Source organism: Rhodococcus sp. MEB064 (assembly GCF_000834565.1).
Classification (GTDB): Bacteria; Actinomycetota; Actinomycetes; order Mycobacteriales; family Mycobacteriaceae; genus Rhodococcoides.
Map to the genome: position 1 here is coordinate 1 of NZ_JXQS01000058.1, position 14,978 is coordinate 14,978.

Annotated in this window: 13 protein-coding genes and 1 pseudogene; 11 read left to right on the top strand and 3 right to left on the bottom strand. The window is 68.4% G+C overall.

The window, feature by feature from the left end; translation table 11 throughout:
* Positions 1–100: 100 nt before the first annotated feature.
* The gene (locus RU01_RS18645; protein WP_042576090.1) at positions 101–814 is read left to right on the top strand and encodes a phosphatidylserine decarboxylase; all 714 of its coding nucleotides are present in this window, start codon (positions 101–103) and stop codon (positions 812–814) included.
* Between the two features lie 83 nt (positions 815–897).
* Entirely contained in the window at positions 898–1,743 is an 846-nt protein-coding gene (locus RU01_RS18650; protein ID WP_156149011.1) for a CDP-alcohol phosphatidyltransferase family protein, read from the top strand.
* On the opposite strand, the gene RU01_RS18655 is transcribed toward RU01_RS18650, so the two are convergent.
* Positions 1,740–2,450 (bottom strand): type 1 glutamine amidotransferase, encoded by a 711-nt coding sequence (locus RU01_RS18655; protein WP_042576092.1) that lies wholly within the window; start codon positions 2,448–2,450, stop codon positions 1,740–1,742. The two genes, RU01_RS18650 and RU01_RS18655, sit on opposite strands and share 4 nt — an antisense overlap.
* A 39-nt stretch (positions 2,451–2,489) precedes the next feature.
* Between RU01_RS18655 and RU01_RS18660 the strand changes: the two genes are divergently transcribed.
* Positions 2,490–4,661 carry an AAA family ATPase gene (locus RU01_RS18660; RefSeq protein WP_042576093.1) on the top strand — a complete coding sequence of 724 codons (2,172 nt, stop codon included), beginning with the start codon at positions 2,490–2,492 and terminating at the stop codon, positions 4,659–4,661.
* A gap of 1 nt (position 4,662) precedes the next feature.
* On the opposite strand, the gene RU01_RS18665 is transcribed toward RU01_RS18660, so the two are convergent.
* The gene (locus RU01_RS18665) at positions 4,663–5,412 is read right to left on the bottom strand and encodes an isocitrate lyase/PEP mutase family protein (protein WP_042576094.1); all 750 of its coding nucleotides are present in this window, start codon (positions 5,410–5,412) and stop codon (positions 4,663–4,665) included.
* A 68-nt stretch (positions 5,413–5,480) separates the two neighbouring features.
* Here RU01_RS18665 and RU01_RS18670 point away from each other — a divergent pair, with 68 nt between their 5' ends.
* Both RU01_RS18670 and RU01_RS18675 read left to right on the top strand, forming a co-directional pair.
* Positions 5,481–6,725, top strand: a complete 1,245-nt coding sequence (locus tag RU01_RS18670) for a hypothetical protein (RefSeq protein ID WP_042576095.1) — start codon at positions 5,481–5,483, stop codon at positions 6,723–6,725.
* Positions 6,722–8,086 carry a hypothetical protein gene (locus RU01_RS18675; RefSeq protein WP_042576096.1) on the top strand — a complete coding sequence of 455 codons (1,365 nt, stop codon included), beginning with the start codon at positions 6,722–6,724 and terminating at the stop codon, positions 8,084–8,086. Before RU01_RS18670 ends, RU01_RS18675 begins: the two co-directional genes overlap by 4 nt.
* 3 nt (positions 8,087–8,089) lie before the next feature.
* Here the strand turns inward: RU01_RS18675 and RU01_RS18680 are convergent, their stop codons facing one another.
* Positions 8,090–8,500 carry an NUDIX hydrolase gene (locus tag RU01_RS18680; protein WP_042576097.1) on the bottom strand — a complete coding sequence of 137 codons (411 nt, stop codon included), beginning with the start codon at positions 8,498–8,500 and terminating at the stop codon, positions 8,090–8,092.
* Positions 8,501–8,632: 132 nt separating this feature from the next.
* On the opposite strand from RU01_RS18680, the gene RU01_RS18685 reads away from it, so the two are divergent.
* The 6 genes and pseudogenes from RU01_RS18685 (at position 8,633) to mnhG (ending at position 14,978) form a co-directional block, all read left to right on the top strand.
* Positions 8,633–11,458, top strand: a complete 2,826-nt coding sequence (locus RU01_RS18685) for a Na+/H+ antiporter subunit A (protein ID WP_042576098.1) — start codon at positions 8,633–8,635, stop codon at positions 11,456–11,458.
* On the top strand, positions 11,455–12,021 hold the full coding sequence (locus RU01_RS18690) for a Na(+)/H(+) antiporter subunit C (RefSeq protein ID WP_042576099.1): 567 nt from the start codon (positions 11,455–11,457) through the stop codon (positions 12,019–12,021). The genes RU01_RS18685 and RU01_RS18690 overlap by 4 nt, the downstream gene beginning before the upstream one ends.
* Positions 12,018–13,649, top strand: a complete 1,632-nt coding sequence (locus tag RU01_RS18695; protein ID WP_042576100.1) for a Na+/H+ antiporter subunit D — start codon at positions 12,018–12,020, stop codon at positions 13,647–13,649. The genes RU01_RS18690 and RU01_RS18695 overlap by 4 nt, the downstream gene beginning before the upstream one ends.
* Positions 13,646–14,296: a Na+/H+ antiporter subunit E gene (locus RU01_RS18700; protein ID WP_231568775.1), complete on the top strand. Its 651-nt coding sequence runs from the start codon at positions 13,646–13,648 to the stop codon at positions 14,294–14,296. The genes RU01_RS18695 and RU01_RS18700 overlap by 4 nt, the downstream gene beginning before the upstream one ends.
* Positions 14,293–14,544, top strand: a pseudogene (locus tag RU01_RS18705) (monovalent cation/H+ antiporter complex subunit F); the annotation flags it as partial. The gene RU01_RS18700 and the pseudogene RU01_RS18705, both read left to right, overlap by 4 nt.
* Positions 14,545–14,636: 92 nt before the next feature.
* Complete coding sequence (gene mnhG / locus RU01_RS18710; RefSeq protein ID WP_042576101.1) at positions 14,637–14,978, top strand: monovalent cation/H(+) antiporter subunit G; 342 nt, start codon at positions 14,637–14,639, stop codon at positions 14,976–14,978.

Here is a 14,978-nt window from a genome sequence, read left to right on the forward strand (position 1 = left end):
GAGTCGGGGCCCCTCACGTAATCTGTGAGGGGCCCCGACCCGTACGGTCACCATCTTCGGGGCGCGTACCTACTCGCCCCACCCGACGTTAGAGGAGCCTGTGGCCCGCCGACCTGTCCCAGCTGGTACACCCGAACCGACCGGAGCAGGACACCTCGTCGACCTGATTCGCAGGAGTGTTCCGCCGCTGCATCCGGCAGGAACCCCGTTCGTCGCGGTGCCTCTCGCGCTCGCCGCCCTCGGCCGCCGTCACCGCAGCGTGCGCACCGCGTCGCTGCTCACGGCCGGTGCCATGGCGGGATTCTTCCGGCATCCCCCGCGCGTTCCGCCGAACCGCGCCGGCATCGTGGTCTCGCCCGCGGACGGTGAGGTCGCCCTGGTCGACACTGCCGTTCCCCCACCGGAACTGAACCTCGGGACAGCTCCGCGTCCCCGCGTCAGCATCTTCCTGTCGGTTCTCGACGTCCACGTGCAGCGGGTTCCCGTCTCCGGCACCGTCGAGGCCGTCGTGCACAAGAACGGTCAATTCCTCTCCGCCGACCTGGCCGACGCCAGCGAGGTCAACGAGCGCACGAGTATGCACCTGCGCACCACCGGCGGACACGATCTGGCCGTCGTGCAGATCGCGGGCCTGCTGGCCCGACGCATCGTGAACAACACCTCGGTCGGTGACTCGCTCACCATCGGCGACACGTACGGCCTCATCCGGTTCGGTTCGCGCGTCGACACGTACTTCCCGGAGGGGTCGACGACCACGGTCCTGGTGGGCCAGCGCGCCATCGGAGCCGAGACGGTCCTGGCCGAGCTTCCGTGAACGCAGCCCGCGAGAACACCGACGAGCTGGGTGGCAGACAGGGCGCGGTCCGGCTTCTTCCCAGTGCGGTGACCGTACTGGCCATGTGCGCCGGGCTGTCCGCCGTGAAATTCGCACTGGACGGCCGGCTCGGCCTGACTCTGGCCATGATCGGCGCGGCCGCGGTGTTCGACGCTCTCGACGGTCGCATCGCCCGCATGCTCGACGCCACCAGCCGCATGGGCGCCGAGCTCGACTCCCTGGCCGACGCCATCTCGTTCGGCGTCGCCCCGGCACTGGTTCTGTATCTGACGCTGCTCGAGGGGAGCAGCGGCGGATGGGTCGTCGCCCTGATCTACGCGGTCAGCATGGTGCTGCGACTCGCGCGGTTCAACACCCTGATAGACGACGACTCTCGGCCCGCCTTCGCCGGCGAGTACTTCGTCGGTGTTCCCGCTCCGGCGGGCGCCCTCGTCGTACTGCTGCCGCTGGCGGTGGAACAGCAGTTCGGCGACGGATGGTGGTCGTCGTACTACGTCGTCGCCACGTGGACGGTCTTCTCTGCGCTGCTCGCCGTGAGCCGCATCCCGACGTTCGCGATGAAATCCGTCTCGGTTCCCCCGCGCATGGCCGCGATCCTGCTGGTGCTGGTCGGTCTCGCCGGCGCCGCGCTGATCACGTTCCCGTTCGTGCTGCTCATCGTCCTCATCGCCCTGTACCTCGCGCACATCCCGTTCTCGATCCGCTCGCGGCGATGGGTAGCCGCACGGCCCGAGACATGGGAGGCCAAGCCCGCGGAGCGTCGCGCCGTCCGCCGCGCGGCACGCCGTGGCCGCCCGACGCGCACCGGTATCGCGCGCCGACGCACCACCTCTCGCGCGGGTGTGTCGTCCGCGCGGCTGCGGCTGCGCTCCCCCGAGCAGCGCGGTACATCCAGGGACGAGAGCTAGCGGAACCCGGCGGCCCGGTCGAGGAACACATCGACGAGCCTGCCGCACGCCTGCCGTGACGACTCCTCGCGTGCGGCGACCTCGGCGCGGATCGCCTCGACGTCGACAGACGCTTCCACCTCGGCACGGACACCGCGGGCATCCCATCCCTGCACCCACGACTCGAAGACGTCGGCGGTGATCTCGGGGTGGAACTGCAGGCCGAGGTGCGGACCGTGGACGAACGCCTGCTGTGCTGCGGCAGTCTGAGCGACCGACAGACCGTTCGGCGGGACGGAGAACGTGTCGTCGTGGAACTGCATCCACGGTCCGGACGGAATCAGATCACGATCGTCGGATTCGACGTAGACGAACCCGTGCTCCGACTGCTCGGCGCGCGTGACCGTCCCACCGAGCACCCGCGCGAGCAGCTGACCGCCGAAACACACACCGAGGACCGGAACTCGATGCGCCACCGCGCTGTCGATGAACTCGACCTCCTCTGCCAGCCAAGGCAACGAGTCGTCGTACGCGGCGTCGGGTGACCCCATGAGGACGACGACGTCGAACGCCTCCGCGGGCGGGCGCTGCGCGTCGCGGCTGTCTCCTTCGAAGGAGAACGTCGTGGTCTCGAACCCTCGCTCCCGAAGGGCCGGGCCCAGCGACCCGACGTTGCGTACTCCCAGATCGTGGTCGCGTTCGTGGAAGACGACGGCTGCGCGTGACATGAGCGCAGCGTAACGGTGTGCGGTCGATAGGCTCGTCCGGTGAGCTCCCCCGATCTCTCCCTGACCGTCCGCCTCACGACGTCCGCAGCCGATGCCCGACGCGGTGTCGTGCGCGTCCACGCGGAGGTGCTCACCGCGCTGGGCCTGCGTGAGTGGGACGCGATAGAACTGATCGGGTCGCGCCGCACGGCCACCGTCGTCGCCCAGGCTCCGCCCGGAACACCCACCGGCACTGCACTACTCGACGATGTCACGCTGTCCAACGCCGGACTGACCGAGAACGCCTCGGTGGTCGTCGCACCTGTCGCGGTCCAGGGTGCCTCGGTGGTCACCGTCACGGGATCGGCCGGCACTGCCGCGCTCGACGACGCCACGTTGCGACGCGCCCTGCTGGGCAAGGTCGTCGTCGCCGGTGACGCGGTGTCCCTTCTTCCGCGAGATCTCGGACCCGGGACGTCCACGTCGTCGGTGTCGAAGACCCTGTCGCAGACGGTCGGCGTCGCGTGGACGACCGAGCTGCTGACGGTCACCTCGACCGACCCCGCGGGCGCGGTGAGCATTCAGCCGAACACCTCCGTCACCCGCGGGTCGGCCCCCCGAACTGTTCCCGCACCGGCCGCGCCCGCTCCGGAGCACGATGTCGTCGACGTCCAGGATCTTGTCGGCGTGCAGGAGCAGGCGTCGAAGGTCACGGAGTGGCTCGAACTGGCACTGGACCGACCGGAGCTCCTGCAGTCTCTCGGCGCTTCGGCACAGCTGGGTGTGCTGGTGACCGGGCCCGGCGGAGTCGGGAAGTCCACTTTCGTCCGCGCGGTGGCGTCGACACGTCGCGTCATCGAGATCGACGGGCCGTCGGTCGGTTCCCTCGCCGCAGAGGAGCGCCTGGCGGCCGTGTCGGACGCGGCCGACCGTCTGGCCGGGAGTGCCGACGGCGCCGTGCTTCTCGTGACCAACGTCGACGCTCTGCTTCCTGTCGCCGCCGAAGGTCGACCGGCCGATCCCGTGTCGACACTGATCCTCGACCGTCTTCGACGCGTCGTAAGGACTGCCGGAAACGCCCTGCTGTGCACCACGTCTCGACCCGATGCCGTCGACGCGCGACTCCGCGCACCGGACCTGTGCGACCGGGAGATCGCCCTTCCCCTTCCGGGAACGTCAGGACGCACCGCACTGATCGAGATGCTGCTGCGTGACGTACCCACCCGCAAGATCGCGGCACACGATATCGCGCTGCGCACACCGGGTTTCGTGGCGGCCGACCTGGCGTCGCTCTGCCGCGAGGCCGCGGTCGGTGCGGCACTGCGCGCACACCGGGACTCGTCCGAGCCCGTGCTCACACAGGAGGATCTGGTCGCTGCGCTGGCGGTCATCCGTCCGCTGTCACGTTCGGGTACCGAGGAACTCGCGGTCGGCAGTGTGACGCTCGACGACGTCGGGGACATGGTCGAGACCAAGCGGGCACTGACGGAGGCCGTGCTGTGGCCGCTGCGGCACCCCGACTCGTTCGCTCGACTCGGCGTCGATCCGCCTCGCGGGGTGTTGCTCTACGGACCACCGGGATGCGGCAAGACCTTCGTCGTACGCGCGCTCGCCAGCTCGGGTCAACTCAGCGTGCACGCCGTCAAGGGCGCCGAGCTGATGGACAAGTGGGTCGGATCGTCGGAGAAGGCTGTGCGCGAGTTGTTCCGCCGTGCACGCGATTCAGCGCCGTCCCTGATCTTCCTCGACGAGGTGGACGCGCTGGCGCCGCGCCGCGGCCAGACCGGTGACTCCGGCGTCGGCGACAGAGTGGTCGCGGCGCTGCTGACCGAGATGGACGGTGTGGAGCCGCTGCAGGACGTCGTCGTGCTGGGCGCCACCAATCGGCCCGAGCTCATCGATCCCGCGCTCCTGCGACCCGGTCGTCTGGAGAAGTTGGTGTTCGTACCGCCGCCGGACGCCGAGGCTCGACGCGCCATCCTGTCCACGGCCGGCAAGTCCGTCCCGTTGGCCGACGACGTCGACCTGGATGCTCTCGCGGTGGACCTCGAGGGCTACTCGGCCGCGGATTGCGCTGCACTGCTGCGGGAGGCGGCACTGACGGCGATGCGGCGCGACGTCGACACGGCCGTGGTGACGGCCGACGACGTCGCGGCAGCGCGCGACGCCGTCAGACCGTCCCTGGATCCTGCGCAGGTGGCTGCTCTCGAGGCCTACAGCACCCGCGAGTAGGTCACGCCCAGTCGGCGAGAACGTCCTTCGCACGCTCGGCGAGGACCATCTGGAAGATCGGGCCGAAACTGACACGGCCGACACCCAGCTGTGCGAGCGCGGACTTCGAGTTGTTCACCGGGTGGCCGATGGCGTTGACCGGCAACGGAAGTTCCGCGGTGAGTCGCTTCTGGTCGTCGTCCGAGTGGAAGCCGACCGGGTAGAGCACGTCGGCACCGGCTGCGGCGGCGAGCTTCAGTCGAGCGATCGCACGGTCGACACGGTCGTTCTCGTCACCGATCTGCTTGACGAAGAGGTCGGTGCGGGCATTGATGACCACGTGGACGTCGGTGGCATCCGACGCCGCGCGCAGTGCTCCGACGAAGTCGGCGTGTTCCTGCGCCTCACGCAGACGGCCACTCTCGCTGTGCACGGTGTCCTCGATGTTCAGGCCCACGGCGCCGGCGTCGATCAGGCCCTCGATGAGTCGTTTCGGGTCCTCGCCGTACCCGGACTCGATGTCCACGGAGATCGGCACGTCGACGGCCGCGGTGATCTGACGGATGCGGGTAAGCAGTTCGTCGAAGGTGATGCCCTCGTTGTCGGGCTTGCCGATCGAGTCGGAGACCGGATGCGAGCCGACGGTCAGGGCGGTGAAACCGGCGCTCACCGCGAGGTTCGCGGACCAGGCATCCCAGACGGTCGGCAGGATCACCGGGTTTCCGGGGACGTGCAGTTCGAGGAGTGTCGTGGCCTTCGTTGCGAGTGTCATGTCCGGGGCAACCGCCGACCGCCTCGGTCGATTCCCGTTCCCGGACAGAGACCGCTAGGTTTCCTCGCATGGGTCGCCTCCGGACCGTGTCCACGATGGTCGCTCTGATCGTCGGCGGCCTCGGCGCCGTGTACGCGGTGTGCGCTCCAGATGTCCTGCTCGGCACCGACTCGGCCCCCGCCGCGGTCCCCGCCGCCGTGCTCGCCGCGCTGTTCCTGTCCCGCCGCATCGGAAGAGTGCCGACGACCCTGGTTGCTGCTCTCGGTGTCGGAGCCCTGGCCGTCGCCGTTCTCGGACCGAACGACGCACCGATATCGCTGGTCGGCGGGCTCGGGTCGGGACTGGTGCTCGGCGCGCTGGCTGCGTTGGCCGCGGCGCGCCGTGCGCTGATCGCGATACTCGGCACGAGCGTGGTCGTGGGATTCGTCCTCGCACGCAGCGTCGCCTCGGTCGTCCCTCGACGCTATGCCGACTACCTCCCCGCCATGCCCCCGACCGCGTCGGCCGGCGCTGTACTGGGCGCACTGGTCGTCGCCGTCGTCGCGGTGGCTCTGGCGGAACATCGGGAGCGGTCCGCGTCCTCGACTCTGTCGACATCGGTGGCGCTCGCCATCTCCCTCAACGCACTGGTCCCCGTGTTCGTCAGCAATCTGTCAGCGGCTGTCGGCGCCGCCGGGATCACCGGCCCGGTCGCCACGTCCAGTTCCTGGATCCTGTCGACAGTGCTGGTCACGGCGTTGATGGTCGCCGCGGCGGTGGCGGTGCCGTCCGCGGGTGCACTGATCTTGGCGGGGACCGTGCTGTGGTTACTGCTCCGGACGGCGGCGCTCACGTTCCTCACCGCCTCGCGCGGTATCGAGGCTCTCGATCCCCGGCTCGCCGCGGTGGTCGTGGTGTCGGCGTCTCTCGGAGCCGTCGCCGGTGTCCTGGCACGCCCCGGGATCGGAGTTCCCGTCGCGATCCTGTGCGCTGCTGCCGCTGTCGTCGCTGTTCACCTCGGCGGGACGGGAAGCTGGGGTGCTGTCGTCGCCGTCGCTGCAACTGCCGGCGCGGTCGTCGGAGGATGCTCGAGTGCCACGGACGACCACCCGGCGCCGACCGTGGTAGCTGCGGGACTGCTGGTCCCGCTCGCGCTCTCCGACATGCCGTCCTCCCCGATCACCGCAGATTTCGGGTGGACCGCGTACACCCCGCTGACCCTGCAGCCGGACTCGATCACCGTCGCCGACCCGACGGCAGGGACACTGGTGGCGATGATCTCCCTAGCTCTGTGCGCCGTGGGCGCCGAACTCGTCCGACGGCGCCGCGCATGAGAACTGCGAGTGCACTCCTCGCCTCCGCGCTGGCCGGTGCTGTCGCCGGGATCGCATGGTCGGGTCCCCGCAGCGACAGGTGGCCGTTCGCCGCGACGGTCGACGACCTCATCGGATGGTCCTCGACTCAATCCACCGCCACCACGGTCGGTCAACTACTGGTCGTGGTCACCGTCGCGCTCGCCGCGGCGATGCGTCTGTCCGCTCGCATCACGCCGTGGGTGCTCGCCGCCGTCATGCTGGTCGTCCTCGCGTTCACCAAGGTCGCGCTCCCCGAGGCCGCGAGTCTCTCCGTCTTCACCGCACTGCACATCCTCAAGTCCTGCGCGGCCGGACTGCTGGTCGGACTGGTGCTCCATGCGACGCGTCGTTCCAGGGCGGGGTGGGTCGCGCTCGCGACGGGACTGTTCGGCGGCACGCTGCTGGCCTCGGTCGGAACGATCGCGACGTCCGACTCCTTCGTCGCGTCCCGGCTCGACAGTTCCAGTGTGTTCGGCGAACCCGCCTGGTGGCTGCTCGGCGCGGCATTCGTGCTCTGTGTCGCGGCCGCCGCGCTGTACCGCCCGGGTGTCGACGACAGTGCCGATCCGTCCCGCAGCGAACTCACCCGACTCGTCGTCTACGCCGGCATCGTCGCGCTCGTGTGCCGACTCTGCGTCGAGTTCGTCGGGACCTCCGAGTACCAGCTGTGGAAGGCGATCACCGTGCTGGTCGTCGCCCTGCTCGTCATCGACCGTGTGGCCGCGCGATGGGAAGCAGCCGACGCCCGAACCGTGATCATCGGTGTGCTGATCACCGCGTCGGCAATCGCGATGTGGAACGCCGGGGCGCGCACGACGATCGACCCGCGAGTTCTCACCGCCGCCGGAGTCGCCGGCCTCGTCGTCGGGGCAGCGATCGCTTGGCGGTTGCCCGTCGGGCAAATCACCTCGTGGGTAGCGGCAGCTGTGCTGGCCGCCGTCCCGATGATCGCGGCGGCCGTCCACGTCGACGCGGTCACCGCCGTCGCGCTCGGAGTGGTCGCCGCGCTGGTCCCGATCGCACTGACCGCCGTCACAGCGGATCCGCATGCGTCGGTGCGACCGTTGGCAGTGTCGCTGCCGGGGCTTGCGATCCTCGTCGCCGCGGCGGTGCCGGTCCCGGTGGGAGTCGCGACCACCCGCGATCTCAGCCAGTCCGACCTCGACGCACTGCTAGCCGATCCCACCGCCGGTGCGACCGATCTGCTGCAGGGAAGCGCCGTCCTCACCAGCACCGATCTCACGTCGGCCTACCTCGCGCTCGCGGTCGGGGTGCTGTGCACACTGCGCATCGTGTGGCTCTCCCGCCGCCCGGACTCACCCGAGCCGGGCACGGCGTGACGCTCAGTTCACGAGCCCCCGGGCCTGCAGGTGGCGGAAGACCAGCATCGAACCCGGCGCCACGTCGGGCATCGCGGCGTATTCCGCAACGGTGAACCAGCGGAGTTCGGCGATCTCGCTGGTCGCGGCGGGCTCGCCGGTCAGGTCCGCGGTGAAGCAACTCATGTGCAGTTCCCGGCCCTGCGGGTCTCCGAAGGCAGGGCACTCGAACACCCCGAGTAGTTCGACCGTAAAACCGACGACGTCGACTCCGAGCTCTTCGCGGACTTCGCGCTGCAGCGCGTCGATCGGCGTCTCACCGGGGTCGATCTTGCCGCCGGCCATGTAGAACGCACGCTTGCCGTGCGATCTGGCCTGAAGCATCCGACCGTCACGGACGAGAGCCAGAGCAGCGGTGCGGAGAGGTCCGTTCATAGCGAGCAGACGATACCCGTACCGGGGGCGGGTATGACGATCGCGACTGCGGTTCACGTCCCCCGTAGTATGGACTCCGAAGGATTCACGTCCTGACACCCCGCCGCCCCGACGTCCCCGACGGAGTGCCACTTGCTTTTCATCCTCGTTGCCCACGCGGTAGCAGCGCTTGTCGCGCCCGTTCTCGTCCGGTTCTGGGGTCGTCATGCCTTCCTCCCCCTCGCCGTGGTGCCCGCCGCGTCACTGGGATGGGTGGCCGCGAACTGGAACACCGAGCAGCGGTTGTCGATCGAATGGGTTCCCGGCCTGTCGATGAACATCGACCTGCGATTCGACTCGCTGGCCGCGGTCATGTCGACTCTGGTGCTCGGTATCGGCGCCCTCATTCTGCTGTACTGCGCGCGCTACTTCGAGGACGACGAGCCCCGCCTCGGCATCTTCGCCGCAGAGCTCGTGGCGTTCGCCGGCGTGATGTTCGGTCTGGTGACCAGCGACAACATGCTGATGCTCTACATCTTCTGGGAATTGACGACGGTGTTGTCGTTCCTCCTGGTCGGCCATTACGCCGAGCGCGCCTCGAGTCGCCGCGCCGCGACGCAGGCCCTGCTGGTCACCACGGCGGGTGGACTCGCAATGCTCGTCGGCATCATCGTGCTGGGCGAGATGGTGGGCAGCTACAACCTGTCCGACGTCGTCGAGGCCGCACCTCGCGGGTGGCTCGCCGGCACGGCGCTGGTCCTGGTCCTGGTCGGCGCATTGAGCAAGTCGGCCATCGTTCCGTTGCACTTCTGGCTCCCCGGCGCCATGGCCGCACCCACACCCGTCAGTGGCTATCTGCACGCCGCCGCGATGGTCAAGGCCGGCATCTACCTCGTTGCCCGGCTCGCCCCGGGCTTCGCCGACGCAGGACCGTGGCGTGTCACCATCCTCGTCCTCGGATTGGGGTCGATGATCATCGGCGGCTACCGCGCGCTCCGCGCGTACGACCTGAAATTGATCCTCGCGTTCGGCACGGTCAGCCAGCTCGGCTTCCTCGTCGCCATCGTCGGCATCGGGTCTCGCACGGCGATGCTGGCGGGCCTCGCCATGGTGTTGGCACACGGCTTCTTCAAGGCCGCGTTGTTCATGGTCGTGGGCATCATCGACCACTCCACCGGCACCCGCGACGTCCGTAAGCTCGCCCACCTCGGCGACCGTGCCCCGGTGCTGGCCGCAACGGCCGTCGTCGCTGCCGCCAGCATGGCGGGCCTCCCGCCGTTCCTCGGATTCATCGGCAAGGAAACCGCGTTCGAATCGACTCTGGACTCCGACGCGATGGGCCCGCTGGCCTCGGCACTCGTCCTCGCCGCGATGGTGGTGGGGTCGATCCTGACCGTGGCCTACAGCCTGCGGTTCGTGTGGGGCGCATTCGGACGGAAGAAGCTCCGCGGCCCCAGTGCGGCTGTCGCCGGAATGCACGCCCCGGGAGCGTTCTTCCTGTTCCCGCCGGTGCTGCTCGCAGTTCTGGGCGCCGTAGCGGGACTGGCAGCACCTGTTGTGGACACGCTGATCGCCCCGTACAGCAAGACTCTCCCGACGTACGGCGCGAAGGACTACCACCTGGCGCTGTGGCACGGCGTCAACCTCCCGCTGATCCTGACCGCTGTCGTCATCGCCGCCGGCGTTCTTCTCTACCGGGTGCACAAGACCATCGCGCGGACGGTCCCGGCGGTTCCGCTCAATGCCGACCGCGTGTACGACCGGGTCCTCTACCTGATGGATCTGCTGTCGCTGCGCCTCACCGGAACCACTCAGCGCGGTTCGCTGCCCGGCACGCAGGCCACGATCCTGGTGACGCTCGCTCTGTTCCCGCTGATCTCGCTCGTGGTCTACACCCGCGACGGCGTGCAGGGACGGCTGGCGGACTCCCCGATCCAACTCATCGTGGGCGCCATCATGGTGGCCGCCGCGATCGGTGCGGTCGTGATGCGGAACCGCCTCGCGGCCGTCCTGCTCGTCGGTGTGACCGGGTACGGCTGCGGGGTGCTGTTCGCCATCCACGGCGCCCCCGACCTGGCCCTCACACAGTTCCTCGTCGAGACGCTGACGCTGGTCGTCTTCGTCCTGGTGCTGCGCAAGCTGCCCGCCGAGATCGACGAGGGCCGCAGCTTCGGACGCAAGAAGTTGCGCGCCGCACTGGCCGTCGTCGTCGGCATCACCGTCACCGTGGTGGGCGCCTACGCGATGAACGGGCGCAGCACCCGGCCGATCGCGGACCTGCTCCCGGACGCCGCCTACAACCTGGGCAACGGCAGCAATGTCGTCAACGTGATCCTCGTCGACATCCGCGCGTGGGACACCCTCGGGGAGATCTCGGTTCTGCTCGTGGCCGCCACCGGCGTCGCGAGCCTGGTGTTCCGCAATCGCCGGTTCGGTAGCGCCCCCCGCGTGTCGGACGCCCCGTCGTCGATGGACGGCCAGCAGGTGGCGTCGGAAATCACGTGGCTGAGCGGCAGCGATCTGATCGATCCGAGGCATCGAGTGCTGGTCCTCGAGATCACCACCCGACTCGTCTTCCCGACCGTGATGATGTTGTCCATCTACTTCTTCTTCGCCGGACACAACGCGCCCGGCGGTGGTTTCGCGGGTGGGCTCACCGCCGGTCTGGCTCTCGTCCTGCGGTACCTCGCCGGTGGTCGGTACGAACTCGGCGAGACGCTGCCGTTCGACGCCGGCAAGATTCTCGGCATCGGACTGCTGTTCGCCGGAGGCACTGCCGCGGCGTCCCTGTTCCTGGGTGCACCGGTGCTCTCGTCGGCGACCTTCGAGCTGACGCTGCCCATCCTGGGTGACATCAAGATGGTGACCGCCCTGTTCTTCGACCTCGGCGTCTACCTCATCGTCGTCGGACTCGTCCTCGACGTCCTGCGCAGCCTCGGGGCTCGCCTGGACGCACAGATCGAAATGAGTCGCCAGTGACCGCGAACATCGGAATGCTCGTCCTCGTCGCCGCGCTCATCGCGGCGGGCGTCTACCTGCTGATCGAACGCAGCATCATCCGCATGCTTCTCGGCGTGCTGCTGATGGGCAACGGTCTGAACCTGCTGATCCTCACCTCGGGCGGCGGTTCCGGTAATCCGCCGGTGGTCGGCCGAGTCTCGGAGGTCGCCGAGGGCGACGCCGATCCGTTGGCGCAGGCCCTGATCCTCACCGCGATCGTCATCACCATGGGTATCGCGGCGTTCGTGCTGGCATTGGCCTACCGCTCGTACACCATCAACGTCGCCGACGTCGTCGAGAACGACCCGGAGGACACCAAGGTCCTCACCCGTCGCAGCCTCGCGGACGCACCGGACCGCGACAAGTCCGACGATCCGATCACGGGCGAACCCGGCGAGGCCGGCGACGCCTTCGACAAGGACGGAAATCCCATTCCCCTGGACAAGCTGGCCAACCGCGAGGACCTCGAGTGCTACGAGGACCTGCACGAAGGCAAGTTCCGTGATCGCGACGACGTGGAGACCGGCGGTACCAGCCGATGACACTGTCACCCGACATCATCGGGACGCTGACGCCGCTCCCCGTCCTGATTCCACTGCTCGCTGCGGCGCTGTGCCTCGTCCTGGGCCGCAAGCCTCGTGCTCAGCGGGCGGTCACGATTCTCGCGCTGGTCGCGGTCACCGCGATCTCCTGCGTGCTGCTCTACCTCGCCGATCGCGACGGCACCACTGCACTGCAGGTGGGCGGCTGGGAAGCCCCGATGGGCATCACCCTCGTCGTGGATCGACTGTCGGCCCTCATGCTCGTGGTCTCGACCATCGTTCTACTCGCGGTCATCGTCTACGCCGTCGGGCAGGGCATTCGCGACGGCGACGCCAACCAGCCCGTGTCGATCTTCCTGCCGACGTACCTGGCCCTGACCGCCGGTGTCTGCAACGCGTTCCTCGCCGGTGACCTCTTCAATCTCTACGTCGGGTTCGAGGTCCTGCTCGTCGCATCGTTCGTGTTGTTGACGCTCGGTGCCAGCGCCGAGCGTGTCCGGGCGGGCGTCTCGTACGTCATGGTGTCGGTCGTGTCGTCGATGATCTTCCTGGCGGGCATCGCCGCGACGTACGCCGCGACCGGCACGTTGAACTTCGCTCAGCTCGCACTGCGATTCGACGACATCCCGCACGGCACGCGGTTGGCCATCTTCTCGATCCTGCTGATCGCCTTCGGCATCAAGGCCGCGGTGTTCCCGTTGTCCGCCTGGCTTCCCGACTCCTATCCGACGGCCCCGGCTCCCGTCACCGCGGTCTTCGCCGGGTTGCTCACCAAGGTCGGTGTCTACGCCATCATCCGGACGCACACGCTGCTGTTCCCGGACGGCGCGATGGACAACGTGCTGCTGGTCGCCGGCCTGCTGACCATGGTGATCGGCATCTTCGGTGCCATAGCGCAGAGCGAGATCAAACGACTGCTGTCGTTCACACTGGTCTCCCACATCGGCTACATGATCTTCGGCGTCGCGTTGTCGACGAAGGCGGGACTGTCGGGGTCGGTCTACTACGTCGCGCACCACATCCTGGTGCAGACCACGCTGTTCCTCGTCGTCGGACTCATCGAGCGTCAGGCCGGCTCGTCGTCGCTCCGGCGGCTCGGCGGCCTCGCGGCGGCCAGTCCGCTGCTGGCGATCCTCTTCCTCGTCCCGGCGTTGAACCTGGGCGGTATCCCCCCGTTCTCGGGCTTCATCGGCAAGGTTGCCCTGCTCCAGGCCGGCGCGGAGAAGGCGACGTCGCTGGCGTGGATCCTCGTTGCCGGCGGAACCGTCACCAGCCTGCTGACGCTCTACGTCGTGGCACGTGTGTGGACCAAGGCGTTCTGGCGTGCACGCGCCGACGCGCCCGACGGCGACATGTCCGACGACTCCCCGAACGCGCTGTTGGACAACGCGAACGACGTGGACTTCGGCAGTCGGACGGATCCGGGCAGGATGCCGATCGGCATGCTGATCCCGACGGTGGGCCTGGTCGCGGTCGGCCTGTCCCTCACGGTGTTCGCCGGACCGTTCATCGGCATCAGTGATCGAGCGGCGGACGATCTGCGGGATCGGAACGTCTACATCTCCGCGGTGCTCGGCACCGTGGACGATCCGGTCACGTACGCGGACGGCCGGGAGGGCGAGCGATGACCATGATGAGTCGCGACATCGCGCTCAAGGCAGCGTTGCTGGCCTGGCTCACCGGTGTGTGGGTGTTGCTGTGGGGCAACGTCTCTCCCGCGAACATCCTGGGCGGCATCGCGGTCGGCATCTTCGTCATGACCGTTCTGGCCCTGCCTCGTGTTCCCGTCGAGGGCCGCGTGCACCCGTTGTCCATGGTCAAGCTGATCGGGGTCCTGGTCTATTACGCCGCGGTCTCCAGCGTGCAGGTCGCGTGGGCTGCGGTTCGACCCGGTCCGCCTCCGGTCAACGCCGTTCTGCGGTATCCGGTGCAGATCAAGTCGGATCTGGTGCTGACGTTCATGGTGGACGCGCTCAACATGGTGCCCGGCACGATGGTCCTCGACATCGACCGCGAGGACCGCGTCCTCTACATCCACGTGCTGGACGTCGCGAAACCCGATGCCGTGGACCAGTTCCGCACCATCGTGCGGGCCTACGAGACCGCGTTCATCTCCGCCTTCGAGCGTGACCCGGAATGGCACCCCGCTGTCGAGACCACCTCCACGGCCGACACCGACGTCGATTCGGTGGCCGAGACCGTCGAGGACATCTCGACGGACTACTCGGAACACGGCACGACCTCGAGCCCCGACGACAAGGACGAACGATCATGACCGTCGTACTCGTGGCGTCCGGCATCATGCTGCTGGCTGCCGCGGTCATCACCGCGTATCGCCTCCTGGCGGGCCCCAATTCGCTGGACCGCCTCGTCGCGGTGGATACGCTCATCGCGCTGACGGTGTGCGGGGTGATGGTGTGGGCGGTGTACAGCCGCGACACCACCCTGGTGCCGTCGATCGTCGCGCTGTCGGTCGTGGGATTCGTCGGGTCGGTCAGCGTCGCCCGGTTCCGCGTCGCCGACTCCCCCGAGACACGTCGCGCCGCCGCGGCGGCCGCAGCCCGCACTCCCCATCCGCCGCGTGAAAGCGGCTCACGCGATCGGCGGGAGAACTCGTGAGACTCGTTCTGGACATCGTCAGCGGCACGTTCATCATCCTCGGATCGGTCCTCGCGCTGACAGCAGCCATCGGTGTCGTGCGCTTCCCCGACACTCTTTCTCGCATGCACGCTGCCACGAAACCTCAAGTGGTGGGGCTGATCCTGATCCTCATCGGGGCGTTCATCAGCCTGCGAGGGAACGTCGACATCTGGATGATCTTCCTGGTGGGCGTCTTCACCGTGCTCACCGCGCCGATCATCGCGCACACCGTCGGCCAGGTCGCCTACCGGGAGCAGAGCAGCCGCGACGACCTGTTCATGATCGACGACCTCCGCGAGGACGAGCGCAACGACTGA

What these genes read in the sequence shown, in the direction of transcription:
- RU01_RS18650 (WP_156149011.1), top strand. Translation starts at nt 898, where the DNA reads ATGTGCGCCGGGCTGTCCGCCGTGAAATTCGCACTGGACGGCCGGCTC.
- RU01_RS18655 (WP_042576092.1), bottom strand. Translation starts at nt 2,450, where the DNA reads ATGTCACGCGCAGCCGTCGTCTTCCACGAACGCGACCACGATCTGGGA.
- RU01_RS18665 (WP_042576094.1), bottom strand. Translation starts at nt 5,412, where the DNA reads ATGACACTCGCAACGAAGGCCACGACACTCCTCGAACTGCACGTCCCC.
- RU01_RS18670 (WP_042576095.1), top strand. Translation starts at nt 5,481, where the DNA reads ATGGGTCGCCTCCGGACCGTGTCCACGATGGTCGCTCTGATCGTCGGC.
- RU01_RS18675 (WP_042576096.1), top strand. Translation starts at nt 6,722, where the DNA reads ATGAGAACTGCGAGTGCACTCCTCGCCTCCGCGCTGGCCGGTGCTGTC.
- RU01_RS18680 (WP_042576097.1), bottom strand. Translation starts at nt 8,500, where the DNA reads ATGAACGGACCTCTCCGCACCGCTGCTCTGGCTCTCGTCCGTGACGGT.
- RU01_RS18695 (WP_042576100.1), top strand. Translation starts at nt 12,018, where the DNA reads ATGACACTGTCACCCGACATCATCGGGACGCTGACGCCGCTCCCCGTC.
- RU01_RS18700 (WP_231568775.1), top strand. Translation starts at nt 13,646, where the DNA reads ATGACCATGATGAGTCGCGACATCGCGCTCAAGGCAGCGTTGCTGGCC.